Source organism: Vandammella animalimorsus (assembly GCF_002285265.1).
GTDB lineage: Bacteria > Pseudomonadota > Gammaproteobacteria > Burkholderiales > Burkholderiaceae_C > Lampropedia.
In genome coordinates, this window is record NZ_NSJB01000013.1 from 52,680 (window position 1) to 77,004 (window position 24,325).

21 protein-coding genes are annotated in these 24,325 nt (G+C 68.4%); 6 read left to right on the plus strand and 15 right to left on the minus strand.

All coding sequences use genetic code 11. From position 1 onward, the window contains the following. Positions 1–6: 6 nt before the first annotated feature. Positions 7–1,233: a DUF445 domain-containing protein gene (locus CK625_RS12280; RefSeq protein ID WP_095540615.1), complete on the plus strand. Its 1,227-nt coding sequence runs from the start codon at positions 7–9 to the stop codon at positions 1,231–1,233. Positions 1,234–1,305: 72 nt separating this feature from the next. On the opposite strand, the gene CK625_RS12285 is transcribed toward CK625_RS12280, so the two are convergent. The 7 genes from CK625_RS12285 to CK625_RS12315 form a co-directional block, all read right to left on the minus strand. After that, complete coding sequence (locus CK625_RS12285; RefSeq protein ID WP_095540616.1) at positions 1,306–2,286, minus strand: AEC family transporter; 981 nt, start codon at positions 2,284–2,286, stop codon at positions 1,306–1,308. Between the two features lie 59 nt (positions 2,287–2,345). Then, positions 2,346–7,121: a translocation/assembly module TamB domain-containing protein gene (locus CK625_RS12290; protein WP_095540617.1), complete on the minus strand. Its 4,776-nt coding sequence runs from the start codon at positions 7,119–7,121 to the stop codon at positions 2,346–2,348. Between the two features lie 65 nt (positions 7,122–7,186). Further along, positions 7,187–9,034 carry an autotransporter assembly complex protein TamA gene (locus tag CK625_RS12295; RefSeq protein WP_143326278.1) on the minus strand — a complete coding sequence of 616 codons (1,848 nt, stop codon included), beginning with the start codon at positions 9,032–9,034 and terminating at the stop codon, positions 7,187–7,189. A gap of 473 nt (positions 9,035–9,507) precedes the next feature. Further along, positions 9,508–10,281 (minus strand): superoxide dismutase, encoded by a 774-nt coding sequence (locus tag CK625_RS12300; RefSeq protein WP_429001317.1) that lies wholly within the window; start codon positions 10,279–10,281, stop codon positions 9,508–9,510. Between the two features lie 113 nt (positions 10,282–10,394). Continuing rightward, positions 10,395–11,948 carry an MFS transporter gene (locus CK625_RS12305; RefSeq protein WP_095540637.1) on the minus strand — a complete coding sequence of 518 codons (1,554 nt, stop codon included), beginning with the start codon at positions 11,946–11,948 and terminating at the stop codon, positions 10,395–10,397. Positions 11,949–12,017: 69 nt separating this feature from the next. Next, positions 12,018–13,238, minus strand: coding sequence for a CaiB/BaiF CoA transferase family protein (locus tag CK625_RS12310; RefSeq protein ID WP_095540619.1), 1,221 nt, complete (start codon positions 13,236–13,238; stop codon positions 12,018–12,020). A gap of 95 nt (positions 13,239–13,333) precedes the next feature. Then, complete coding sequence (locus CK625_RS12315) at positions 13,334–14,521, minus strand: acyl-CoA dehydrogenase (protein ID WP_095540620.1); 1,188 nt, start codon at positions 14,519–14,521, stop codon at positions 13,334–13,336. 181 nt (positions 14,522–14,702) lie between these two features. Here CK625_RS12315 and CK625_RS12320 point away from each other — a divergent pair, with 181 nt between their 5' ends. Then, the gene (locus CK625_RS12320) at positions 14,703–15,623 is read left to right on the plus strand and encodes a LysR family transcriptional regulator (RefSeq protein WP_095540621.1); all 921 of its coding nucleotides are present in this window, start codon (positions 14,703–14,705) and stop codon (positions 15,621–15,623) included. 143 nt (positions 15,624–15,766) lie between these two features. Here CK625_RS12320 and CK625_RS12325 read toward each other — a convergent pair whose 3' ends face one another. Next, a complete protein-coding gene (locus tag CK625_RS12325) occupies positions 15,767–16,138 on the minus strand; it encodes a TraR/DksA family transcriptional regulator (RefSeq protein ID WP_095540622.1) in 372 nt (123 codons plus the stop codon). 223 nt (positions 16,139–16,361) lie between these two features. Here CK625_RS12325 and CK625_RS12330 point away from each other — a divergent pair, with 223 nt between their 5' ends. From CK625_RS12330 to CK625_RS12340, 3 genes are all read left to right on the plus strand, one after another. Next, on the plus strand, positions 16,362–16,850 hold the full coding sequence (locus tag CK625_RS12330; protein ID WP_095540623.1) for a cupin domain-containing protein: 489 nt from the start codon (positions 16,362–16,364) through the stop codon (positions 16,848–16,850). 195 nt (positions 16,851–17,045) lie between these two features. After that, complete coding sequence (fdxA, locus tag CK625_RS12335; protein ID WP_095540624.1) at positions 17,046–17,375, plus strand: ferredoxin FdxA; 330 nt, start codon at positions 17,046–17,048, stop codon at positions 17,373–17,375. Beyond that, positions 17,333–18,511, plus strand: a complete 1,179-nt coding sequence (locus tag CK625_RS12340) for an NAD(P)/FAD-dependent oxidoreductase (protein WP_095540625.1) — start codon at positions 17,333–17,335, stop codon at positions 18,509–18,511. Before fdxA ends, CK625_RS12340 begins: the two co-directional genes overlap by 43 nt. Positions 18,512–18,648: 137 nt before the next feature. Here the strand turns inward: CK625_RS12340 and CK625_RS12345 are convergent, their stop codons facing one another. The 7 genes from CK625_RS12345 to CK625_RS12375 form a co-directional block, all read right to left on the minus strand. After that, on the minus strand, positions 18,649–18,894 hold the full coding sequence (locus tag CK625_RS12345; protein WP_095540626.1) for a hypothetical protein: 246 nt from the start codon (positions 18,892–18,894) through the stop codon (positions 18,649–18,651). Continuing rightward, positions 18,891–19,502: a sigma-70 family RNA polymerase sigma factor gene (locus CK625_RS12350; RefSeq protein ID WP_095540627.1), complete on the minus strand. Its 612-nt coding sequence runs from the start codon at positions 19,500–19,502 to the stop codon at positions 18,891–18,893. Before CK625_RS12350 ends, CK625_RS12345 begins: the two co-directional genes overlap by 4 nt. Positions 19,503–19,580: 78 nt before the next feature. After that, a complete protein-coding gene (locus CK625_RS12355; protein ID WP_095540628.1) occupies positions 19,581–20,114 on the minus strand; it encodes a DoxX family protein in 534 nt (177 codons plus the stop codon). Then, positions 20,077–20,418: an HvfC/BufC family peptide modification chaperone gene (locus tag CK625_RS12360; protein ID WP_095540629.1), complete on the minus strand. Its 342-nt coding sequence runs from the start codon at positions 20,416–20,418 to the stop codon at positions 20,077–20,079. Before CK625_RS12360 ends, CK625_RS12355 begins: the two co-directional genes overlap by 38 nt. Beyond that, a complete protein-coding gene (locus tag CK625_RS12365) occupies positions 20,415–21,296 on the minus strand; it encodes a multinuclear nonheme iron-dependent oxidase (RefSeq protein ID WP_095540630.1) in 882 nt (293 codons plus the stop codon). Before CK625_RS12365 ends, CK625_RS12360 begins: the two co-directional genes overlap by 4 nt. Before the next feature lie 49 nt (positions 21,297–21,345). Continuing rightward, on the minus strand, positions 21,346–21,630 hold the full coding sequence (locus tag CK625_RS12370; RefSeq protein WP_095540631.1) for a hypothetical protein: 285 nt from the start codon (positions 21,628–21,630) through the stop codon (positions 21,346–21,348). A gap of 196 nt (positions 21,631–21,826) precedes the next feature. Beyond that, positions 21,827–22,534 carry an HD domain-containing protein gene (locus tag CK625_RS12375; RefSeq protein ID WP_238945652.1) on the minus strand — a complete coding sequence of 236 codons (708 nt, stop codon included), beginning with the start codon at positions 22,532–22,534 and terminating at the stop codon, positions 21,827–21,829. Between the two features lie 415 nt (positions 22,535–22,949). Between CK625_RS12375 and CK625_RS12380 the strand changes: the two genes are divergently transcribed. After that, a complete protein-coding gene (locus CK625_RS12380) occupies positions 22,950–24,149 on the plus strand; it encodes a porin (RefSeq protein ID WP_095540632.1) in 1,200 nt (399 codons plus the stop codon). Positions 24,150–24,325: the final 176 nt, after the last annotated feature.

The following is a 24,325-nucleotide window of genomic DNA, read 5'->3' on the forward strand; positions in this document are numbered from 1 at the left end:
TCAGCCATGCGACATTCCATTGCCCTGTTCCTGCTGCTCGCCGTCACCATCACCTACATCGTCGCCACGGCGCTGAGTGCGCAGCACCCGGCCTGGCCGTACGTGGCGGCCTTTGCCGAGGCCGGCATGGTCGGCGCGCTGGCCGATTGGTTTGCCGTCGTGGCGCTGTTTCGCCACCCCATGGGCCTGCCCATTCCGCACACGGCGGTGCTGGCCAAAAACCAGCAGCGCCTGGGCGTGGGCCTGGCCGACTTCCTCGACCGCAACTTCCTCAGCGGCCAGCACGTGCGCGAACGCCTGGCCCGCTGGGACGCCGCGCCCTGGCTGGCGCAATGGCTGCAGCAGCCAGGCAACGCCCGCGCGCTGGTGCAGCCCATGGTGGCCACGGCGCAGTTCGGGCTGACGGCGCTGGACGACGAGCGTGTGCGCAGCTTCTTCACGCGCAACGTGCGCACCGCGCTGCAGCAAATCGACGTCTCGCACAGCAGCGCCGCCGTGCTCGATGCGCTCACCGCCGAGCAGCGCCACCAGAGCCTGCTCGACGAAATGCTGACCCAGCTGGCCGGCGTGGTCGAGAGCGACAGCGCCCAGCAGCACATCACCCAGGCCATTGCGCGCGAGCTGCGCGCGCTGCGCTACCTGGCGCTGGACCAGGCCGCCGCGCGCCTGACCACGCGCAAGATCGTCGCCGCCATCGCGCGCAACCTGGCCGAGATGGGCGAGTCGCCCGAGCACCCGCTGCGCCAGCGCCTGGACCGCGCCGTGCGCGACTGGATCGAGCGCCTGCGCAGCGACCCGCAGCTGCAGCAAAAAGCCAACCAGGTGCGCGACGACCTGCTGCAGCACCCGGCCCTGAACGAGTATCTGCAGGCGCTCTGGGGCGACCTGCTGCGCTGGCTGGAGCGCGACGTACAGGACCCGCACTCCAGCCTGCACCAGCGCCTGATTGCCGGCATCACCCACCTGGGGCGCGAGTTGCAAGACAACCCGCAAATGCAGCAATGGCTCAACGCCCAGGTGCAGGAGCTGGGCCCGCAGATCGTCGAGCGCTACCGCCCGGCCATCCGCCGCTACATCAGCGAGCGCGTCGGCCAGTGGGACACGCGCGAGCTGATCGAGGAGGTGGAGACCCACCTGGGCCGCGACCTGCAATACATCCGCATCAACGGCACGCTGGTGGGCGGCCTGGTGGGGCTGATCATCCACACCCTCACGCAGTGGGCCATGGGCTGAGCGCCTGCTCAAAGCCGCTCGGCAAGGCCTGCTCCAATCCAGCAGGACAGTGCGCAGCGCGGCGTGCTGACCCTATGGCAAATACGGCACCAAGGCCATGACCAGCGCCACCGTGGCCACACCCAGCATGGTGGACATGGCAATGGCGGCGGTGACTTCCTCCTCGGCCACGCGGTAGCGCATGGCGTAGAGGTAAACGTTGGCGCCAATGGGCAGGCTGGCGGCCAGCACCATCACCGCAAAAGGCACCCCGGCAAAGCCCAGGGCCAGCCCCAGCAGCGCCAGCACCAGCGGGTGCAGCAGGTTTTTCATCAGCATCAGGCCCAGCGCCACGCGCCAATGCCCGCCCAGGGCCGTACCCGCCAGGCTGATGCCCACCAACAGCAGCGCCACCGGGCCAAAGGCCGCGCCCAGCAGCTGCAGCGGCCGGTCGATCACACCTGGCAGCTGCAGGCCGGTCTGCGCAAACAACAGGCCGCAGAGGATGGGCAGCGGCACCGGGTGCAGCAGCGAGGCCCGGCCGGCGCGCGCCACCGTCAGCGCCAGCTTGCGCAGCCGCGCCGGCCAGTGCAGCGCAGCGGCCGCGCTGCCGCCTGCAGCGCGCTGCTGCTCGGCCAGCACGGCAAACTCCAGCACCACCGTCACCATGGTCAACATCACAAAGGCGTGCAGCGAGACCAGCGCAAACAGCGTCACCAGCCCCTGCTGGCCATAGGCCAGACCCACCAGTGGCACGCCGATCATCAAGGTGTTGGAAAAGGTGGCCGCCAGGCCCAGCACGGCGGCGCGGCGCGTCAGCCCCAAACGCCAAAGCACCGCGCCAAACACCAGCCACATGGCGCCGAAGTACACCAGCACCGGGCGGAAGTCGATGTCCTGCACGCGCACGCCGCTCATGGTGCGAAACAGCAGCGCCGGCGCCAGCACCAAAAACACCAAATTGGACAAATCCTTGGTGGCCGCCGCGCCCACCCAGCCCTTGCGGCCCACGCAGTAGCCCAGGGCGATCAGCAGCACCACCGGCAACAGCGCTTCAAAAACGGGATGGGTCATGGCGCAAGAATGTCGGCAGCCCTGCCGCAGCAGGGCTTGGTCGTATGGCTGGGTGTGGCTCAGTCGTAGCTGATGGTGTAGATCAAATCCACCGCGCTGGTCTGGCCCGTTTGGCCGCGCGCCGTCAGCCGCCGCGTGATGTCGTAGAACACGTACAGCGTGCTGGCTGCGCCTGACAGACCGGCCTCGTAGGTGATGTAGAGCTGGTCAGACAGGCGCTTGCCGATGGAGACCCCGCTCTGGCTCAGGCCCACTTCGTCAAAGCCCAGGCCACCGGCCAGGCTGTCGCCCACGCTGCCAGCGAGCAAGCCCAGCGCCGCCTGCTGCATGGCGTTGCCGCCGCCCGAACCCGCGCCCGGCGCACGCCCCAGCACGACCCAGGACAAGGCCTCGGACTCGGGCAGCGAAGGCTCGGAGTACAGCCGCACACGCGGCGCCTGCGCCGTGCCGGTGACGCGCACGCCGGCGCGCACGTCGATGTTCGGGCGCACCGCCAGCATGTCGATGGAGGGGTTGGCGTACGGGCCATTGAAGCGCACCACGCCGCGCTCCACATTCAGCGCCTGGCCCCAGGCGCGGTAACGGCCCTCGTCGGTGCGAATCTCGCCGACCACGCTCACCGGCCCCGGCCCCTTGGCAGTGCTGGTAACGGTCAGATTGCCTTCCAGACGCGTGGTGATGCCATAGCCCTGCAACGCGAAATCGCGCCCCAGGTCAAGCTGAATGCGCAAATCCATGGGCTTGGCCGTTTTCAGCTGGCCGCGCGGTTGCTCGCCCTCTTCCTGCTCGGCCTGCTTCTCGGCCCGTTCTTCGGCCCGTTGCTTCGCGCTCTTGGGCGCGACCTGATCTTGCGGCACGCCACGGCGCACCACCAGCACGTCGTCGCCCAGCACTGGCGCTTGGGATTCGGGCAAGGTGATGGCGGCGCGATCGACCCGCACGTCGCCGCGCACGCGCAGCGCGCCATCAGCCAGCGCCGCCTGCAGCGTGCCGCTCAGGCTCATTTGCCGATCGTTGCGCACCAACACCTGCATTTGCTCCAGCTGCGCCTTCACATCCAGCGCCAGGCCCGTGCCGGCGGCCCCGGCCGCGCCGCTCCAATCGAGCACGCCGCTGGCCACCATGCGGCCGCGCTCCACCGGCGCAGGCGTGCGGTTGCCGCTCAGGCCGGGCACGTAGGCATTGCTGCCCGTGCCGCCGTGCAGCACCAGCTCTTCGATCTGCAGGCGACTGCCCTGGAGCTGGGCCTCAAGGCGACCATCGTGCAAGTCCACCCCATCGAGCACCGAACGCAAATTAAGCTGGCGCGCCCGGATTGGGCCCTGCAACTGCGGCGCCTGCAGCGTGCCAGCCAGCCGCACGTCGGCCTCCAGGGCGCCGGCAATGCGCCAGCCCAGTGGCGCCAAGCCAGCCCAGACGCCCAGGTCCTGCACCTTGGCCTGCACGCGGCCGTCCAGCGGCGCATCGGCTGGCAAGGCCCAGCCGCCGCCCTGCTTGGCCAGCCGCGTCTGCACCTGCGCCTGCACGGTGCCAGCGCGCTCGGTGTCCCAATCGAGCGTGGCCTGCAACTGCTCACCCTGCGATTGCAGGCGCAGCGCCAAATTCTTGATGCCTGCGGCCACGCCGCGCCGGCGCGGTGCGTTGCTTTGCACCGTCGTGCCCGGGGCCACAGCCGCTGCGGCTTGCGCGGCCGATGGCTCGCCCAGCCACAGCTCGCCGCTGCTGCGCTGCAGCGCGGCCTGCACGCGCAGCTGCTGGCCCATGTCGATGTCCCAATTGCCTTGCAGCACCAGGCTGGAGTGCAGGCCCGCAGCCTGCAAGGGGCGCTGCTGCGGCAGCAGCGCATCGACCCAGCCAACCACCAGGCCGCTGAACTGGCCGCGGCTTTGCAACTGCATGGCGCCGCCTGGGCGCTGCTGCCATTGCAGCGGCTCCCAGCGCAGCTGCAGCGCCTCGCCCTGGCGGGCCACCTGCGCCGGCGGCGTCAGGCTGGCCTGACCGGCCGTGGCATCCACGCGCAGCGCCTGGCCGTTTTGCAGCTTCAGGCGCAGGCCATCGGCCACTTGCAAGCGCCAGGGCCCGGCCTGGCCGGGCAGCGTGGCAGCCGCGCCCAGTTGCTCGATGGCGATGTCCCAAGCGGCAGTTGCGCCGCCTGTGGCCTGGGCCTGGCTCATGCGCGCACGCGCATCCAGCACGGCCTGCGCATCGTTGGCGCGCACATCGCCATGCAAAGCCAGCGTGGCGGCAGCCAGATTGCCTTCGAGCTGCAGTTGCAAGGCCCGGATGGCCAGTTGCGTGCCTGGGGCCTGGCTGGCTGGCTTGGCGGGCGTTTTCTGCTGGGTTTTGCCTTTGGCCTTGGCTTGGGTTTGCGCGGGGCTGTCGGCTGCGGGCAGCACGATGCGCAGGCCCTGGCTGTGCGCCTTGGCAGCCAAGCGCAGCTGCGGATGGGCGGCGGGCTTTTGCAGGCCTTGCAGCCACTGCTGCCAGCCGCCATTCCAGTCGGCCTCGAACTGCAACGCGCCTTGGGCCTGCAGCGGCGGCAAGGTCGCGCCAACCACAGGCAGCCCGCGCAGCCAGGCCAGCAGTTGCTCGGCCGAGGCCACCTGCAGCGCCAGCTTGCCTGCGCCTGTGGCCTGCTGCATGGCCGTGTCGGCCTGCAGGCTCAGGCCAGGCGCGCTGGCGCTGAGCACGGCTTCGATGCGCTCGGCCGCAGGCAAGGCCACCTGCAGTTTGCTGGCCTCAACCTTGGCGCCCAGCGCATCCAGCTGTAGCTGCTGCACGTCCAGCAGCTGCGACTGCCAGCGGCCTTTGGCCTGGATGGTGCGCACGGCCCAGGCTGCGCCCGGCCCAGCCTGGGCCGCGCCAGTGCCACGGATGTCGGCCTCGAAGGCGATGTCCTGCTCCAGCTGGCCCTGGGCGGAGAACGCCCCGCTCAGGCTGGGCGCTTGCGCGCTGGCCAGCTCGCCGTGCACGGCCTGCAGCGGCAGTTGCTGCAGCTCGCCTTGCACGGCCAAGGCCTGAGTTTGCGGGGCGAAGTGGCCTTGCAGTTGCAGATGCGCTGGCCCCGCCTGGGCCGCAGTCTGCGCGTTGGCGGCAGCGGCGCCAAAGTGCGCCTGCAGGGTTTGGACGCTCCAGCGCTCGGGCGCGATCTGCAGTTGCGCCAGCAGCTGCGCCAGCGGCAGGCGCTGCCGATCCAGCGGCCCGGCCTGTGCGTTGCGCAGCTCGGCGTCGATTTGCCAGGGCGATTGCAGCCAATCGGGCTGCGCGCCATGTGGTACGCCATCTGGCGCCTGGGCCAAGGGTGCGCCTGGGGCCGGGCGCAGCTTGGCCTGGCCACTCAGGCGCGTGTGCGGCAGGCTGGCCTGCAGGGCCTCCAGATCAATGGCATGCAGCGCCAGATCCAGCTCGGCCGTATTCCAGCGCTGCGGATCGGCCTGGCCACTCAGTTGCAGCCGACCGGCTGGGGCTCTGCCTTCGAGTTCCACGGTGGCCTGTTCGATGCGCACGGCCTCGGGGGCATAGTGCAGCAACGCCTGCAGGCGGCGCACAGGCAGCCGCTGCGCATCCCAGTTGCCGGGCTGGCGGTTGTCGATTTCGGCCTGCAGTTGCCAGGGCGCGGCCCACGGCTCTTGCGCCTGGGCTGCCGGGGCCGAGGGCTGCGGCGCCAGCGCCAGCGTGCCGTACAAATCAGTGGCCGGGGCCTGGGCGTGGAAAGCCTGGGCATTGATGTGCGCCAGCTGCACGCGGCTCTGGCCCAACGGCAGGCGACGCCAGGGGTGGATCTGCGCCTGCAGCTGCAATTGCGCCAGCGCTGCGGCGCTGGCCGCTGCCTTGGCTGGCGTCTTGGCGGCTGTTTGGGGAGCCGAATCTGTGGCCGCCGCGGCTTGCGCGGCGCTGGTCTGCGCGGCCTCGCTCGCCTCCACAGCCCAGGCGGCCAGCAGATCGGCCGGGGCGCTGGCGGTGGCGGCGCGCTCCTGCGCCTGCAGTTGCAATTGCAGCTGCGCATCGGGCCCGCCGGCCAGGGCGCCTTCGGCCGTCAGCAGGGCCTGCATGGTCTGCGGCGTCTGGGGCACCACGTCGTGCAGCCAGGCACCCAGCGTGGCCTGTACATCGAGCTGCTGGGCGTGCAGCCGCACCAGGCCCTGGGCCTGGCTTTGGCCGTAGTGCAGGCTGTGCAGCTGCAGCGCGTGCCAGGGCGCGTCGTAGCGGTAGTGCGCGCGCAGGTCTTGCAGCACCTGGGTCTGGCTCTGGCCTGCGGCATCGACGGTTTCGATCTCCAGGGTCTGCACCTGCAGCGGCAATTGCACGCTGCGCAGCGGCAGGGCCAGAGAGTCGGGCATGACAAAGGGCTGCTGCTCAGGCGGGGGCGGCGCATCGGGCTGGGGCGTCAGGCGCACATGCACGCGCTGGGCCTGCAGGGTGCGCACGTGCAGCGCGCGGCCCAGCAGTTCGGACAGCGTCCAGTCCAGCCGCAGATCATCGATGTGCAGCGCCACGCCGGGCATTTGCCATTGCAGCGCGCCGATCTGGCCGCCGCCGGTGATGGAGCCTTGCGCCTGGCTGTAGTCGAGCGTGTGGCCGGCGGGCAGGTAGCGCTGCGCCAGCGCCAGCGCGCGCGGCAGCGAGCCATCGCGGCTGGCCCACCACCACAGCCCGCCCAGCGCCAGCGCCAGCAACAGCACCAGGCCCAGCAGCAGCCACAACAAGGCGCGCAGCCAGCGCCAGCGCGGGCGGCGCGCTGGCTGGTCATGGCCAGCGGCCGGGGCCGCAGGCGCGCGGCCCGCAACGATGGAGGGGTCGGTGGGCGGCGCATCCGCCCGGGTGTGATCGTTCATCATTCAAGCGCCAGGCGGCGCAGCGCGGCGCGGCCCAGGGCCATGCGCCGCGCTGCGCCGCTTGTTCAGAAAGTAAAGCCCATGCGCAGGTGCAGGCGCAGCTGCTGTTTTTTCAGGCCGTAGGCAATGTCCGCCTGCATGGGGCCAACAGGGCTGTTCCAGCGGATGCCCGTGCCCAGGCCGGTGTAGAGCGCGGCGCGGCCGGAGTGGTCGGCCACCGCGCCCATGTCGAGGAACACGGCATGCTCCCAATCGGCGCTGTTGCCCATGAGCGTGATGGGGCGCTGCCACTCCAGGCTGCCAATGCCCATGTAACGCCCGCCGTAGAGCTTGCCCGCCAGCGAGCGCGTGCCGATGCTGTGATAGCTGTAGCCGCGCACCGTGGTGTCGCCGCCGGTGAGAAACAGCAGCGCCGGCGGGATTTCCACATCGTCATCGGCCAGCACCGCGCCCAGCTCGCCGCGCAGCGCCAGGCGGCTGCGGCGCCCGGCGGCGTTGCGCTCGCCCATGGGCCAGAAGTACATGCCGCGCAGGTGCAGGCGCAGGAAAGGGTCTTGCGAGGGCGTCAGCGTCATGCCCAGGCCAGCCTGCGCGCCCAGGCCGTAGCCGCGCGTGGGGTTGCTGTCGTTGTTGAAGTAGCGCCCGGTCCAGGCGTAGTTGGCCATCAGCGCCGAGGCGCTGCCCGGCGCATCGCCGCCTTCGAGCCGGCCCATGTCGTACTGCAGGTAGTAGCGCCGCTCGATGTGGCCCACGGACTTGCTGCGCCCGCCCGCCAGCGCCAGGCTCTGGGACTTGAAGTCTCCGGCATCGGCGCGCTCCAGCGCCGCGCCCATGTACCACGACCAACCGGCGCGGTTGGGCATGGCCGTCCACTGGGTCGAAGCCTTCTGGTTCTTGGCGTCCAGCGCGATCTGGCTGAGCGCGCGCCAGCCCAGCGGCCAGAGCCGGTTGTGCGTGTGATCGAACGACAGGCGCGGCCCGGCATCGGTGCTCAGGCCCAGGCCGAAGACGGCCTTTTGCAGCTTGGCCTCGCGCAGCTGCGCAATCACCGTGGCGTTTTCAGGGTCGCTGTTTTCGGTGTCGAGCATCAAAAATGCCGACTCGAAATAACCGCTGCTGGCCAGGCGCTGCTGGGCGTCGAGCAGCACGTCCTCGCTGTAGTCTGCGCCGATGGGCAGACGCACGATGTTGCGAATGCCCTGGGCGTCGTAGCGCTGCACGCCGGTGAGCTTGAGCTGGCCAAAGCGGTACAAGGGGCCGGCGTCATAGGCCACGTGCAGCGTGGCGCGGTTGTCGTCGGCGTCAATGCGCGCCTGGCTGTGGGCGATCTGCGCCGTCGGGTAGCGCCGGCGCTGCAGCACGCGCAGCCCCTCGCTCTTGGCGCTGTCCCAGGCCGACTGCGTGAAGGCATCGCCCGGCTTGAGCGACCAGCGCCGCTCGATGCGCTCGCGCTGCGGCTGGGCCTGGGCATCGCTGGCCATGGGCTCGGCAAATTCGATGCGGTGGCTGGCCACCGTGGTCTGCGGCCCCGGATCGACCTCGATCACGATGCGCCGCGGCGCCTGCTCCTGGCCTTGCTCCACGCGCAGCTCCAGCTGCGGGTTGAAGTACCCCAGCGCAGCGAGCAAATCGCGCGCATTGGCGTCGGCCTCGGCCATCAGGCGGTTGAACTCCAGTTCGCGCAAATCCGGGAAATGCACATAGCGTTGCAGCGCCAGGTGGCGCTCCAGGTGCTGGGCAATGTCGCGCTGGCTGCTGCGCACCTGCACCGTGAAGGACAGCGGCGCCTGCGCGCCCTGCTGCGGCTCGGCATCGTCTGCCGCATCGGCCGCCACATCCGTAGCGCCGCCTGCGGCGGCATCGGCGGCAGGCTGGGCACTGCCTGGGGCGGCGTCCATGGTCACATCGGTCATCGCATCGGCTGCGCTGCTGCGGCGCTGGGCGGCGGGTGGGCTGGAGGCCTCTGCGGCAGCGCCTGCAGGCACTGCCTGGGCCGCGACACCTTCCGTCTGGGCCTGCCGCGGCTGCTCAGACAGCGAGCCACATGCTGCCAACACCAGCGCAACGACGCCTGCCAGGGGCAAGCAGGCCCAGCGCTGCACGCTGGCCTGAGCGCCCCGTGAAAAAAATACACCTTTCATGGCCCCGTATTCTGACACTGGCCACCCGGGCATGCGGCCGCGTCCGGCAAAGGGCCTGTGCGAAGGAAGTGAACCCATTGGCCAGGCGATCATGCCGACCGTCTCCCCCCGAAAACGGTCGAGAACCTGCTCAAAATCCCGGCGCGAATGGGCAAGAAGCGGTTTGGGATGGGAAGCAATGCGCAAGCCGCAGATCGCCCCAATCCGCTTGCTTGCACACCGCACAAAGATTCATGAACAGGTTCTTACGGCTTCAGCGCCTGGGCAAAGCGCTGATTGACGGCGTTCCAGTTCACCACCTGCCACCACGCCTTGAGGTAATCGGCGCGCTTGTTCTGGTAGCGCAGGTAGTAGGCATGCTCCCACACGTCATTGCCCAGCAGCGGCGTGCCGCGCACTTCGGCCACGTCCATGAGCGGGTTGTCCTGATTGGGGGTGGAGCCGATGGCCAGCTTGCCTTCTTGCACGATCAGCCAGACCCAGCCGGAGCCAAAACGGCTGCCGCCTGCGGCATTGAAGGCCTGCTGCATCTGCTGCAACGAGCCAAAGTCGCGCTCGATGGCTTGCAGCAATTGCGCCGAGGGCTGGCCGCCCTTGCCTACCGGGGCCATGCTGGCCCAGAAGAAGTCGTGGTTCCAGGCGCCGCCGCCGTTGTTGCGCACGCCAGCGGGGAACTGGGAGATCTGCGCCATCAGCTGCTCCAGGCTGAGCTGGGCCAGCTTTGTGTTTTCGGCAGCGGCGCGGTTGAGGTTGTCGTAATAGCCGCGATGGTGGCGGCCCCAGTGGATTTGCATGGTCTGGGCGTCGATGACTGGCTCCAGCGCATCGGCCGCATAAGGCAAGTCGGCATGCTTGAACGGGCCGGCCACGGCCTGGGCAGACGCCGCCACGGCGGCTTGGGCATCGGTCGACATTGTTGGCGCCTTGCCATCATCGGCGGCATGCCCGCCCTGCGAAGCCAGCAGGGCCGCTGCAGCAGCGCAGCTCAGGCTCAGGCGGCGAAGGGTGAAGGTCTGCATAAGAGTCTCCTGTGCAAAGAGGCGTGAAGGGCCTTCATGGTACGGACGATTTGCACGAAGCGCAGCGCCTCGGGCATTTGCCCCACCCACATCACGCCTTGCCCTTGAGCGTGTTATGAACTTTCCGCCCCCCGCTCGGGCCGCCACAGCCACAGCGCCAGCAAGGTGGCGGCCAGCAATGCGGCGCTGGCGCTGGCCACGGCCACAAAGGCGCGCTCGAACGCGGCGCTGGCCGCTTGCTGCAGCGCATCCGCCCAGGGCGCGGGCAAGGTTTGGGCGGCCAGGCGCGCCTCATCCAGGCTGTCGTAAATCTGCGGCAGAGCGGCGTATGCGGGCGCATCGGGCAAATGCAGGCTGGCGGCGTACACCGCCGTCATCAGGCTGCCCAGCAGCGCCACGCCCAGCAGGCCGCCCAGCTCGTAGGAGACTTCCTCCATCGACGCGGCCATGCCGGCCTTGTCCTCGGGCGCGCCGAGCATGACGGCCGATGAGGCCCCCGTCACCGCCACGCCATAGCCGCCGCCCAGCAATGCCAAGGCCACCACCAGCGGCCAGCCCATGCCCTGATAAAGCGCCAGCGTGCCCAGCAGCCCGGCCATGCACACCGCCATGCCGCCGAGGATGACGACGCGCGGCCCGCCCCGCCCGGCCAGCGCGCCCGCCAGCGGCCCGGCGACGAATGAGGCCAGGGCCATGGGCAACATGTACAGCCCGGCCTGCAAGGGGCTGAGCGCGCGCACCAGTTGCAGCCATTGGCTGAATACGAGCTGGAAACCGATGAAGGCGATGGAGCACATCAGCGCCGCTGCCACGCCGCTGCCAAGCCCAGGCAGGCGCAGCAGGGAAAAGTCGATCAACGGATGGGCGATGCGCTGCTGGCGCCGCACGAACAGCAACAGCAGCGCCAGCCCCACGGCCGCAGCCAGCGCCACCTGCGCCCAGGGCGGGCGCAGCTGGGCAGCAGCCTGGATGGCATAGGTCAGCCCCAGCATGCCCAGCAAGGCCAGCAGCGAGCTGGGCCAATCCCACACAGCGCGAGCCTGGCCTGCGCCCTGGCGCTGGCGATCGGGGCTGATGACGGCAAAGACCAGCCCCAGGCTGAGCAGCACCGCCGGCACATTGATGAGAAAGACCGAGCCCCACCAAAACCGCGTGAGCAAAAAACCGCCCAGCACCGGCCCCAACGCCGCGCCGCCCGAAGCAACGGAGGCCCAGATGCCAATGGCCAGGCCGCGCTCGCGCTCATCGACAAACGTCAGGCGGATCAGCGCCAGCGTGGCGGGCATCATCAACGCCGCACCGCAAGCCAGTGCAGCGCGCGCGGCAATCAACGAGGCCGCGCTGGGCGAGTACGCGGCCCACACCGAGGCCAGGCCAAACAGCGCCAGCCCGGCCGCAAACACCCGCCGGTGGCCCAAGCGGTCGCCCAGCGTGCCCGTGCCCGGCAGCAGGCCGGCCACCACCAGCGGGTACATGTTGACGATCCACAGCTTTTGCGCCGCGCTGGCGCGCAGCTCGTGCGTGAGGATGGGCAAGGCGGTGTAGAGCACCGTCATGTCGATGACGATGAGCAGCAACGCGCTGGAGAGCACCGCCAGCGCCAGCCAGCGCCGCGCGTCGGGCTTGTCCGGCCCTGCGGCCGGGCCAGGGCGAAGGGGCTTGTTCATCATCGGACTCCGGGTTTCAAAAATTATGGCTGTGGCCTTGGCTCACCCACCCAGCTCACACACACTCGATCACACCACGCCCCGTTCGCGCAGCGCGGCGATGGCGGCGGCATCCAGCCCCAGCTCCTGCAGCACAGCCTCGGTGTGCTGGCCGATGGCTGGCGGGGCATGGCGGTTTTGCACGGGCGTGGCCGAGAGTTTGATCGGGCAGGCCACCTGCGGCACCTGGCCGAGCTGGGCATGGGGCAACGTGAAGACCATGCCGCGCGCCTGCACCTGCGCATCGGCAAACACGCCCGAGAGCGTGTTGATGGGGCCGCAGGGCACGGCCTTGGCCTCCAGCGCGGCAATCCACTGGGCGGTGCTACGCTGGCGGGTGAGGGCCTGCAGCAGGGGGATGAGCGCGTCGCGGTGCTGCACGCGCTGGGCGTTGCTGGCAAAGCGCGCATCGGCGGCCAACTCGGGCGCGCCGGCCTCTTGGCAAAAACGTTGGAACTGGCCATCGTTGCCAATGGCCAGAATCATGTGGCCATCGGCGGTGGGGAAGTCCTGGTAGGGCACGATGCTGGGGTGGGCATTGCCCAGGCGGGCCGGGTCCTGGCCGGTGGCCAGGTGGCCCAGGGCCTGGTTGGCCAGGCAGGCAACCTGCACGTCCAGCAGCGCCATGTCGATGTGCTGGCCCTGGCCGCTGTGCTCGCGCCAGGCCAGCGCGGCCAGGATGGCGTTGCTGGCGTACAGGCCGGTGAGGATGTCGGTCAACGCCACGCCCACCTTCATCGGCCCGCCGCCGGGCTCGCCATCGGGGCGGCCGGTCACGCTCATCAAGCCGCCCAGGCCCTGGATGAGAAAGTCGTAGCCCGCGCGCGGCGCGTAAGGGCCAGTCTGGCCAAAGCCAGTGATGGAGCAGTAGACCAGCCGTGGGTTGAGCGCAGCCAGGCTGTCGTAGTCCAGCCCGTACTTTTTCAGCCCGCCGACCTTGTAGTTCTCCAGCAGCACGTCGGCCTTGGCGGCCAGCTGGCGCACCAGCGCCTGGCCCTGGGGCTGGGTGATGTCGATGGCGATGGAGCGCTTGTTGCGGTTGGCGCAGAGGAAATAGGAGGCGGTGTCACTGGCCTGGCCCTGCGCATCCTGCGCCCAGGGCGGCCCCCAGTGGCGCGTGTCATCGCCCTGGCCGGGACGCTCGACCTTGATGACGTCGGCGCCCAGGTCGGCCAACAATTGGCCAGCCCACGGCCCGGCCAGGATGCGCGAGAGATCGAGTACGCGGATGTGCGAGAGAGCGCCTGTCATGGTGCAGTCCTTCCTTGTTGGGCAGGAAATGAAAACGGGCGGCCTGCGCCGCCCGGAACGACCAGCGCCTACGGCAAGCGCAGGCCCGGCAGATGTCAGTTGGCAAACGCGGCAATGCCGGTGATGGCGCGGCCCAGGATCAGCGCGTGCACGTCGTGCGTGCCTTCGTAGGTGTTGACCACTTCGAGGTTGACCAGGTGGCGCGCCACGCCAAATTCATCGCTGATGCCGTTGCCGCCGAGCATGTCGCGCGCCATGCGGGCAATCTCCAACGCCTTGCCGCAAGAGTTGCGCTTGATGATGGAGGTGATCTCCACCGGCGCCTGGCCTGCGTCCTTGAGGCGGCCGACCTGCAGGCAGGCCTGCAAGCCGATGTGGATTTCGCTGAGCATATCGGCGAGCTTTTTCTGCACCAGCTGATTGGCCGCCAGCGGCCGGCCGAACTGCTTGCGGTCCAGCGTGTACTGGCGCGCGGTGCGCAGGCAATCCTCGGCTGCGCCCAGCGCGCCCCAGGCGATGCCGTAGCGCGCCGAGTTCAGGCAGGTGAACGGGCCCTTGAGGCCGCGCACCTCGGGAAAGGCGTTTTCTTCGGGCACGAAAACCTCGTCCATGACGATCTCACCGGTGATGGAGGCACGCAGCCCCACCTTGCCGTGGATGGCCGGGGCGGACAGGCCCTTCCAACCCTTTTCCAGCACGAAGCCACGGATCTGGCCTTCGTCGTCCTTGGCCCAGACCACGAACACATCGGCGATCGGGCTGTTGGTGATCCACATCTTGTTGCCCGTGAGCGAATAGCCGCCATCGACTTTGCGGGCCCGCGTGAGCATGGAGCCCGGGTCGGAGCCGTGGTTGGGCTCGGTCAGGCCAAAGCAGCCGATCCACTCGCCGCTGGCCAGCTTGGGAAGGTACTTTTGCCGCGTGGCCTCATTGCCGAATTCGTAGATGGGCACCATCACCAGCGAGGACTGCACGCTCATCATCGAGCGGTAGCCGGAATCCACGCGCTCGACCTCGCGCGCAATCAGCCCGTAGCTGACGTAGTTCAGCCCCGCACCGCCGTACTGCTCGGGGATGGTCGCGCCCAATAGGCCAATGGCGCCCATTTCGCGGAAGATGCCCGGATCGGTCTGCTCATTGCGAAACGCCATCTGCACGCGCGGCGCCAGCTGCTGCTGGCAATAGGCGCGGGCCGCGTCGCGCACCTGGCGCTCGTCCTCGCTCAGCTGCGCATCCAGCAGCAGCGGGTCTTCCCAGTTGAAAGTGGCTTTGGTGGCGGCCATGCGGTCGTTCTCCTTGTCGTTCGTTGCAAAAAAATGCCGCCGGCCAAGGCGCTGCAAAGGCACGGGGGGCGGCCGACGGTTTGAAAGTTTGGCATTCTAAAAAGCCAAAACACGGCCCACAAACGCTTTTTTCGCACCTTCCTGTGCAAAATCCTCACTTCAAAAAATCACCCTCCCCGACATGCGACGCAAGATCCCCAGCACCAACGGCCTGCTGGCCTTCGAGGCCGCCGCCCGCCACGAAAGCTACACCCGCGCGGCCCAGGAGCTGGCGCTGACGCAAAGCGCCATCTGCCGCCAGATCGGCGCACTGGAGCAATACCTGGGCGTGGCGCTGTTTCGCCGCACGCGCCGCGGCGTGCAACTGACCGAGGCCGGCCAGCGCTACCACCAGCAAATCACCCCGCGCCTGGACGCGCTGGCGCGCGACACCCTGGAGCTGATGGCGCAAAAAGGCGCGGCCACCGAGCTGGAGCTGGCCGTGGTGCCCACCTTCGCCACGCGCTGGCTGCTGCCGCGCCTGCCCGCGCTGCAACGCCAGCACCCCGAGCTGCGCCTGCACCTGCACACGCAAACGCGCCCCTTCCTGTTCGAGCAAGGCAGCTTCGACGCCGCGCTGTACTGCGGCGATGCCGGCTGGCCCGGCACCGTGGCGCACTTTCTGATGCACGAATACCCCGTGCCGGTGTGCAGCCCGCAACTGCCAGGGCTGCCCGCGCAGGCCGCCGCCGGAGAGCTGGACGCCCAGGCCATCGCGGCCCTGCCGCTGCTGCAGCAAACCACGCGCCCAACCATCTGGCGGCAATGGTTCCAGGCCCAGGGCCTGCAGGTGGCGCACGACATGTCGGGCATGCGGCTGGAGCTGTTCTCGATGCTGGCGCAGGCCGCCATCGACCGGCTGGGCGTGGCCCTGATCCCGCCCTTTCTCATCGAGCGCGAACTGGCCGCCGGCGAACTGATCGTGCCCTGCCCCCAGCCACTGCCCAGCGGGCGCGCCTACTGGCTGATCGTGCCCGAGCGCAAGGCCCAGCGCCCCGCGCTGACCGCACTGCGCCAATGGCTGCAGGCCGAAGTCGCCGCCGATGCGCCGCCAGTGGCCTGAAAGCCCGCTCATGGCCCAGGGGCTGCTCTGGAACGACAGCGCCACCGCCCAGCCCTGTGCATGGGCCGCAGCGGTGGCGCAATCTCCATCGGGCGCCCGTCGTCAGCACAAGGGCTGGGGACGGACGCACCCCTTTGAGTGCCTCAATGCGTGTGTTCTTCGGCCTCCTGCTTGCAGTTGATGCACAGCGTCGATTCGGGCCGGGCCAGCAGGCGCTGCTCGGAGATGGGCTGACCGCATTGCGCGCACTGGCCGTACTCGCCGGCATCGATGCGCGCCAGCGCGCGGCCGATGGAGGCATGCTCGGCCTGGTCGCGCGCCAGCTCGGCCTGGCGCACTTCCTTGGCTTCCAGGCGCTGGGCCGCGTCCTCGGGTTCCTCGGGGCTGTTTTGCGCGTCCTGCTCGATTTCCGCGCGCGCGGCGCTGATTTCTCGTTCGAGCTCCTGCTGGCGCTGTTGCAGTTTGGCCTTGATGGCCTGCCAGCGCTGGGCGTCTTGCGGGGCGGGATGTGTCATGTGCAATTCCTTGTGATGGGTCAAAACCAATGGCGGCGATGATGCATGAAACCGGGCGGCGCTGGGCAATGTCCTACGAATGCCATCGGATGCCGCAGGGCCACGCCGAGACTTTGAACACGCTCTAAGATGCAGGGCATCGCACTGTCCGGCCCCCAGGCAAGCTCAGGCCAGGTTGGGCACTGCGGTCTTTTCTTCATCCCCTGTCCTCACGGAGTCACACATGAGCCAAAAACCCGTCATCCAAGACATCGGCCCTCAGCCCAACGCTTTCGATCTTGAAAACGCCACCAAGGACAACAGCAATTACCGCACCGTCGTCTGGAGCGGCAAGTACCTGCAGGTCACGCTGATGTCCATCGAGCCGGGCCAGTCCATCGGCCTGGAGGCGCATCCCGATACCGACCAGTTCCTGCGCCTGGATGCCGGCCAGGGCAAGTGCAAGATGGGGCCATCCAAAGACAACCTGAATTTCGAGCAGGACGTGGAGGACGGCTGGTGCATTCTCGTGCCCGCTGGCATGTGGCACGACGTCATCAACACCGGCGACAGCCCGATGCGCCTGTACGCCATCTACGCGCCGGTGCATCACGCCGCGGGCAAGGTGCACGCCACTTTCGAGGAGGCCGAGCGCGACGAGGACAGCGGCAATGACGAGCCGCCCAGCTGGTCGGTGCAGCCGCCCAGCGCCCAGGCGGACAAGCACGCCTGATTCTTGACCCTTGGCACAGCGTCTTGCGCCCGCCAAGCCGCCACATGGTCGCCGCCATGTGGCGGCTTTTGTCTGCCTGTCCACCCAGACGCCGAGCCCATCCTCATGCCAGTGACTTTGCGGCGGCGATAGAATCGCGCCCCTGAAAATCCCCCCACGAACTTTGCTTTTTTGCTTTTCCCTGCGGCCAGCGCCATGACCCACGTCGTCACCGAAAACTGTATCAAGTGCAAGTACACCGATTGCGTGGATGTGTGCCCGGTCGACTGTTTCAAGGAAGGCCCGAACTTTCTGATCATCGACCCTGAGGAGTGCATCGACTGCGCCGTGTGCGTGCCCGAATGCCCGGCCGAGGCCATCTTCGCCGAGGAAGACGTGCCAGCCGACCAGCAGGAGTTCATCCAGATCAACGCCGAGCTGTGCGCCAGCGAGAACTACAAGACCATCACCAAGCGCAAGGCCGCCTTGGAGGACGCTGACGAATGGAACGGCCAGAGCGACAAGCTGCAATACCTGGTGCGCTGAGGCCCGCTGCGCCGCCAGCCGCCCCTGCCGCCCCCGGCGATGGCGAAGGCGGTCCGGTGTGCGATGCCGTGGTCGTCGGCGCTGGGCCAGCAGGTCTATACCAACTGTTCCAACTGGGCCTGCAAGGCCTGCGCTGCCATGCCTTCGAGGCCCTGCCCCAGCCTGGCGGCCAGTGCGCCCAGCTCTACCCGCACAAGCCCATTTACGACATTCCGGCGCTGCAGCAAGTCAGCGGCGCTCAGTTGAGCGAGCGCCTATGGCAGCAGCTCTCGCCCTTTGCCATCGACTGGCATTGGGGGCAGACCGTCACCGCCATCGAGCCCGATGCACACCCCCTGCCGGGCAACGGCGCGCCGCTGTGGCGCGTGCGCACCGATGCCGGCGAGCAAATCCGCACCCGCGCCGTGGTGTTGGCCTTGGGGGTGGGCGCCTTCGTGCCGCGCAGCCTGCGCCTGGAAGGACTGGAGGCCCTGCTGGCCCAAGGGCAGCAGGTGTTTTTGCAAACCCGTGATGGCTCTGCCACCGTGGCAGGCCGGCATGTGGTGCTGCATGGCGGCGGCGAGGATGCCGTGCGCAAAGCCTTGCAGCTGGCTGCCCTGCCAGCTGCGCAGGCCCCCAGCCGCCTGACGCTGCTGCACCGGCGCGACGTGTTCACTGCCGAGGCCGACGAGTTGCAGCAGTTGCGCGCGCTGCAGGCGCAAGGCTGCATCCACATCGCCACTGGCCAGCTGCAGGCGTTGACGCTGGCCGATGCCCCCGGCGCGGCCCCCAGGCTGCAAGCCCTGCAGCTGCTCAATGCACAAGGCCAACGCGAAGAGCTGGCCTTGGATGTTTTGTTGCTCTACCAGGGCATCGCACCCAAGCTGGGGGCAGCGCTGGAGTGGGACGTGGGCTGGGACGCCAAGCACATCCGCGTCGATCCAGCCACGATGCGCAGCTGTCGCGCCGGCATTTACGCCATTGGCGACATCGCCAGCTACCCCGGCAAGCGCAAGCTCATCGCCTGCAGCTTTCACGAGGCCACGCTGGCGGCTTTTGCCATTGCCGAGCAGCACCACCAGCAGGCCCTGCCCACGCCCTACACCACCACCAGCAAGCAGCTGCTGGCCCGCCTGGGGCGGCTGGATGCGGCATAGCGCGATGGCGCGGCAGCCCATGCCATCGGCCTGCGCAAACGGCAAAGCTGTGCGCACTGCACCAGACGCGCACACGGCCGGGGCCTTCCGTCCCAAACCACTTCTGGCCGCCCGCGCCCAGACTTTGGAACAGGCGCCTACTTCTGCGGCGGCTGTGCTGGCCCGGGGCGCTCGGGCGAATCGGGTAAATCGGGCAAATCGGGCGCCTGCAATGCCTGGCGGTAAGCGCCCAGGATGTCCTCCAGCGCCGCATCGTTGCGCGCAAACTCCCGGCAATGGCGGCACACCAGCCGATGCAAGGCGGCCTGCGCCCGCTCGCTGACCGGGGCATCCGCACCCAGCTGGCCCGAGGTGAGCTTGAAGATGTACTGCGCGCATTTCATGGCCGGCGGCCCTCCTGCTGAGCGCGCTCGAACCAGTGCTGGCTCAGGCACAGCTGCAATTGCTTGCGCGCGCGGCTCATGCACTGCCAGTAATCGCTCTTGCTCAGCCCCAGGGTGTCACAGACCTCGGCGGCATCGCATTCGAGCAGCTCTTTCATGCTGAACACGCGGGCAATCTTGGGCGGCAGGCGGTGCACACAGGCATCGACCACGGCCAGGAATTGCTGGTTTTGCAACTGGCCTTCCGGGTTGCTCCACAGGGCCGGGGCCACGCCCTCGTGCCAGTGCTCGCGCGCATCGAACAGCGCCTGGTCCAAATCGTCCTCCTCGAAAGCATCCTGGTAGGCCACCTCGGGCCGGTACTTGGCGCGCAGGCGGTCGGTGATCTTGTGCTTGAGGATGCCAAACAGGTAGTGCCGCGCATCGCCCTGCGTGAGCGTGGCCGGCTGCGCGCCCAGCAGGGCGAGCAAGGCGTCTTGCACGGCGTCCTCGGCTTCTTCAGGCGGTTGCAGGTGCAGCAGCGCAAAACGCAGCATGGGCTGGCGCCAGGTCTGCGCCAGGGCCTGCACGTCCAGCGCCGCAGGGTGTGAAGGGGAAGGGGCAGTCATAGGGCGGGCATGATAGACGTCTCGGGCAAAACCACCCTGCCATGCGGCCACTGCGGCAGCGCACGCGCCAGCCTTGCTTCACCGAATGTTCTGCTGACAATGGCGCCGCAGCAGCAGCCGATCCAGCGCCCAGCGCCCGCCGCCCTGGGTGAGCACGGCAAACAGCATCAGGCCCAGCATCAGCGGCACTTTGAAGCCCTGGCCCGCGTCGGTGTCGATCTGGTTCCAGCCGGCCCAGCCCAGGTCGAAATGCACGGTGTACACGGCCACCCAGGTGATGTAGAGCAGGCCCAGCGCGGCCAGGCGGCTGCCCAGGCCCAGCGCCAGGGCCGCGCCCAGCAGCAGCTCGCCCCAGCCAGCGGCCAGCCAGTTGAAGTCGGCGCTCAGCAGGCTGTTGGGAAAGGGAAAGTCCAGCCCGGCAAACCATTCGGGCGCGCCGCCGCTGCCTTGCAGCTTGGTCAGGCCGGCGCGGATGAATTCCTGCCCGGCCCACAGGCGCAGGCCCAGCAGGCCGGCGTCTTGCAGCAGGCGGCGCAGGCCGCCGAGCACGGCGCAGCCTTGGCAGGCCAAGGTATTACTGGCTGGCGCGGGCGAGAAAGTCGGTGAATGCATCGTTGAGGTCTTCATAGAAATTCGATTGCCATTGCGAGTCACGCACGAAGGCTTCGATCAGGGTGCGCCAGTCTTGCTCGCCCAATTGCGCGCGCAGCGCGGGGTGGTGGGCTTCGATCATCTGGCTGGCGCCCAGGTACACGAGGTAGCGGTACACGCGCAGGCCCGCTTCGGTGTAGCCGGGCGGCACCTCGTCCGTGCGGCCGCGCACGTAGTCGTAGAAGGCGGCGGTGCTGGCTTCGGTCTGGTGGCCTTGTTGGGACTGGGCCTGGGGCGGCAGCGGCAAGGTGGCGGCGGCGTTCATGCCAGCTCCTTGGCGCGGCGGCGGGCGGGGGCGTTGCGGGCCGTGCTGGGCGCAACGGCGGGGGCAGAAGCCACAGGGGCTGCAGGGGCCACAGGGGTCGCAGGCAGCGGCTGGCGCAAGCTGGCCAGCTCGCGGTTGAGCGTGGCGGCGTCGGGAATGTCGTTATCCCACTCCAGCAGGATGGGCAGGCCGTGCGCGGCGTGCAGCGCGCGCGCCTTGCGCGCGGTGTGCGGCTCCACGGGCTGGCTGTGCGTGTCCACATGCATGCCAAAGCGTTCGTCGAACTCGTGCCCGGCCACGTGCATGTAGCTCACGCGCGAGAGATCCACCTGCGCCACGTAGGCGTCCAGGTCGGGGCCGCCGTGGTTTTTGCGGTTGACGTCGATGTTGTTCAGATCGAGCAGGATGCGGCAGTCGGCGCGGCGCACCACTTCCATCAGAAATTCCGGCTCGCTCATCTCGCCCACGTTGGTGTACCAACTGCTGTTTTCGATGGCCATGCGCTGGCCCAGCAGGTCTTGCACGCGGCTGATGCGCTCGGCCACGCGGCGCGCCTCGCCCAGCGTGAAGGGGATGGGAAACAGGTCGTAGAGCTGGTGCGCGTCGCCGCTGGCGGCCAGGTGGTCGGAATAGCGGTCGGTGCCCAGCTCGGCCAGCAAGTCGCGCACGCCACGCACGAAGTCGGCGCAAATCTCCGAAGTGCCGCCCAAGTTGAGCGACACGCCATGCAGGAACACGGGCCGGCCCAGCGCCAGTAACTGGTGCAGCGGCTCGCGCGAGCGGCGCAGCCAGTTCTCCGGCGCCACTTCAAAAAAGTCGGCGTCCAGGGCGGCGATGTCCCAATCGCGCATTTCGCGCCGGTAGCCCAGTCCGATCATGGTAATTCCTGCCTGTGTGACTTGCGTGCGTGGTGATGCGATGAGGCGATTACTTCTTGGCGCAGGCCGCTTCCTTCTTGGAGCAAGCCGCTTCCTTTTTCGAGCAAGCCGCTTCCTTGCCTTCCTTCTTGGAGCAAGCGGCTTCTTTCTTGGAGCAAGCAGCTTCCTTGCCCTCTTCCTTCTTCGCGCAGGCCGCGTCCTTGGCGGGGGCCGAGCTTTCCTTCTTGCCGCAAGTGCCGGCGCCGCACTTTTGCTCGGCCGCCTGGGCGGTGGCAAAGGTCGAGGCGGCAATCAGCGAAGCGGCCAGGGCAGCGATGTTCTTCAGTTGGCTCATGGGGGTTCTCCCGATCAAAAAAAGTTGAAAAAAGCATGCGGCAAACACGCCGCACACCTGCCATGTCGGGCCAGGCGGAAAAACCTGACACGGGCTGCGAAAAAAATGGGAAATTTTTTGGCGCGGCCTGCGGGCCCGGCGCTGGCACGCCGGATTTTGGGGCCATTACCTGGGCCATTGCCTGGAACCTGGGCCATTACCGGGCCGCTGCCCCGTCCAGCTCGGCCAGGGCCTGGGCCAGATTGGCGCGGGCGCGGGCCTCCAGCCGCGTGTGAAACCAGGGCGTGCCATAAATGGCCGCCCGCTGGGCAAAGCCTTGCAGCACGGCGCGGCGGCCCTGGCGGTACTGCGCCTCGGGCACCCAGCCGTATTCCTGCCGCACCTGTTGTTGATATTGCGCAAAACGCGCCGGCGCAGCGCCGAGGATGGCCAGATCAATATCCACCACCAGCTGCGCATCGCCCGGCGCGGGCTGCGCGGTGTGGCAAGTCGCCATGATCAGCGCCTGCACCTGCGCGGCGGCCGCTGCCGGCGCGCCCGCCGCCTGCAGGGCCCGCACCGCCCACTGCGCGCTGCGCAGCTCGTTGTCCTTGGCCTGGGGGTCGTACACCGCATCATGAAACCACAAGGCCAGCGCCACCAGCGCTGGGCAGGCCGCCAGGTGCTGCGCCTGCTGCCAGTGCCACAGGCATTCGTGCAAATGCTGCAGGCCGTGGTAGTGGCGCTGCGGCTGGCCGTAGGCTTGCAGCAACTGGGGCAGCAGGCCGGCCTCGGGCTGCACGCCCAGCCCTGCCCAGCTGCGCTGCCAAAGCGGCTGCCATTGGTGGGCCTGCCACTGTGCGGGCCCAGCCTGCTGCGGCCATGGCTCTTGGTCTGGGGGTGTTGGGGCCGATGGTCCTGGCATGGCACGCTTTCTTCTCAAAACTGTTGGCAAGAATGAACGCAGGCAGTGCACGGGCATGAGGCCAAAGCGCATCAACACGCACCAACGCGCATCAACACGCGCCGCCCGCCTGGCCAGCCGGCTGGCGCGCACAGCGCCGCCTGGGCGTCACCTGGGTGTCACATCCGCGCCTGCCGGCGCCGTGAATTCGGGAAAACCAGAAGGGCCAGACATCGGCATTGGCGCCCGATCTCGCCCAAAATAACTGCCGCTTGGCGCCGCCGTTGTACCACCGCCGACGGCGCGCCGCACGCCAGGCAGACGCTCAAGCCTCACGAGCCCTGCCGCCCAATGATTTGCCCACCATCGCGGTGGCCGGCCCTTGCGCACAGCCTGCGCAGCGCCAGGCCGCCCCAGCCCCCAAGGAGACACCCCCATGAGCATCCCCCGCCGCCCGCGCCACGCCCTGCGCACCACCGCCCTGGCTGCCGGCCTGCTGGGCCTTGGCAGCCTGCTGCCGGCCCAGGCCCAATCGAGCGTGCAGCTGTACGGCATCATCGACGCCGCCGTGCGCTACACCACCAACGAAGGCCCGGCTGGCGATCACAAGCAGTCGCAGACCAAGATGATCGGCGGCGGCATGTCGCAAAGCCGCCTGGGCATCAACGTCACCGAGCAGCTGGGCGATGGCTTCAAGGTACTGGCCAACCTGGAGCAGCGCATCGACAGCACCAGCGGCAACATCGTCGGCGCCGGCTACCAGCAGGCCTGGGTCGGCCTGCAGCACAAGCGCTTTGGCCGCCTGACCGCCGGGCGCCAGTACAACGCCCTGTTCGACCTGTACACCAGCACCTTTGCCTCCTACCCGTACTCGCCCTACATGGAGGCCTTCAAGCCCGAGATCGGCATGTCGCTGGGCGCGCGCAACAATGAGCTGCTCAAATACCTGGCCGAGTTCGGCAAGGTGCGCGTGAGCCTGCAGGCCACGCTCGACGGCGAAGGCAGCACCAGCGTGCCTGGCGTGCCCGGCACCTACTCCACCGGCGGCAAATCGCGCGGCGGCTACGTGCGCTACGCCGATGGCGGCCTGGCCATCGGCGCCGGCTACATGGAGCGCAGCTTCGGCAGCAGCGGCAAGAAGATCAAGGCCTATGCCGTGGGCGGCTCCTACCGCACCGGCCCCTGGTACCTGAATGCCGCCTACGCGCAGAACAAGCACAACCTCGACGGCCAGGCCAACTGCGGCGCCAACATCCAGTGCAACGTCGACTACGCCACGCTCAGCTCGCTGTGGACCGGCACCAGCAACGGCGGCTTCAGCGGCCCGGCCTTCACCGTGGCCAACAAGCGCCAGATGATCACCGCCGGCGTGGGCTACCAGATCACGCCGCAGCTGAACTGGGGCACGCACTACTGGTACGCCAAGCAGTCCGGGCGCAGCGCCGTGGCCGACGGCACGGCGCATTTCCTCTCCACCGTGCTGGACTACGCCTTCTCCAAGCGCACCGACGCCTACATCGGGCTCGATCACATCAAGATCAGCAGCGACCACGCCTCGCTCACCGACAGCCGCGGCGCCGTCAATGGCGCCAAGAGCCGCACCGGCCTGACCGTCGGCATCCGCCATCGTTTCTGATGGGCTTGCGGCACGTGCCAATCGAAACCAAAAAAGGGCGCCCGTCGGCGCTAGAGAAACTTTGATTGATAAGGTTACATAATAGGGTTTTCTACCAGCCGGAGCATGAGATGCGCGCCTATTCGCAAGACTTGCGAGACCGAGTGCTGGCAGCGCTGGAGCGCGGAGAGCGCCCC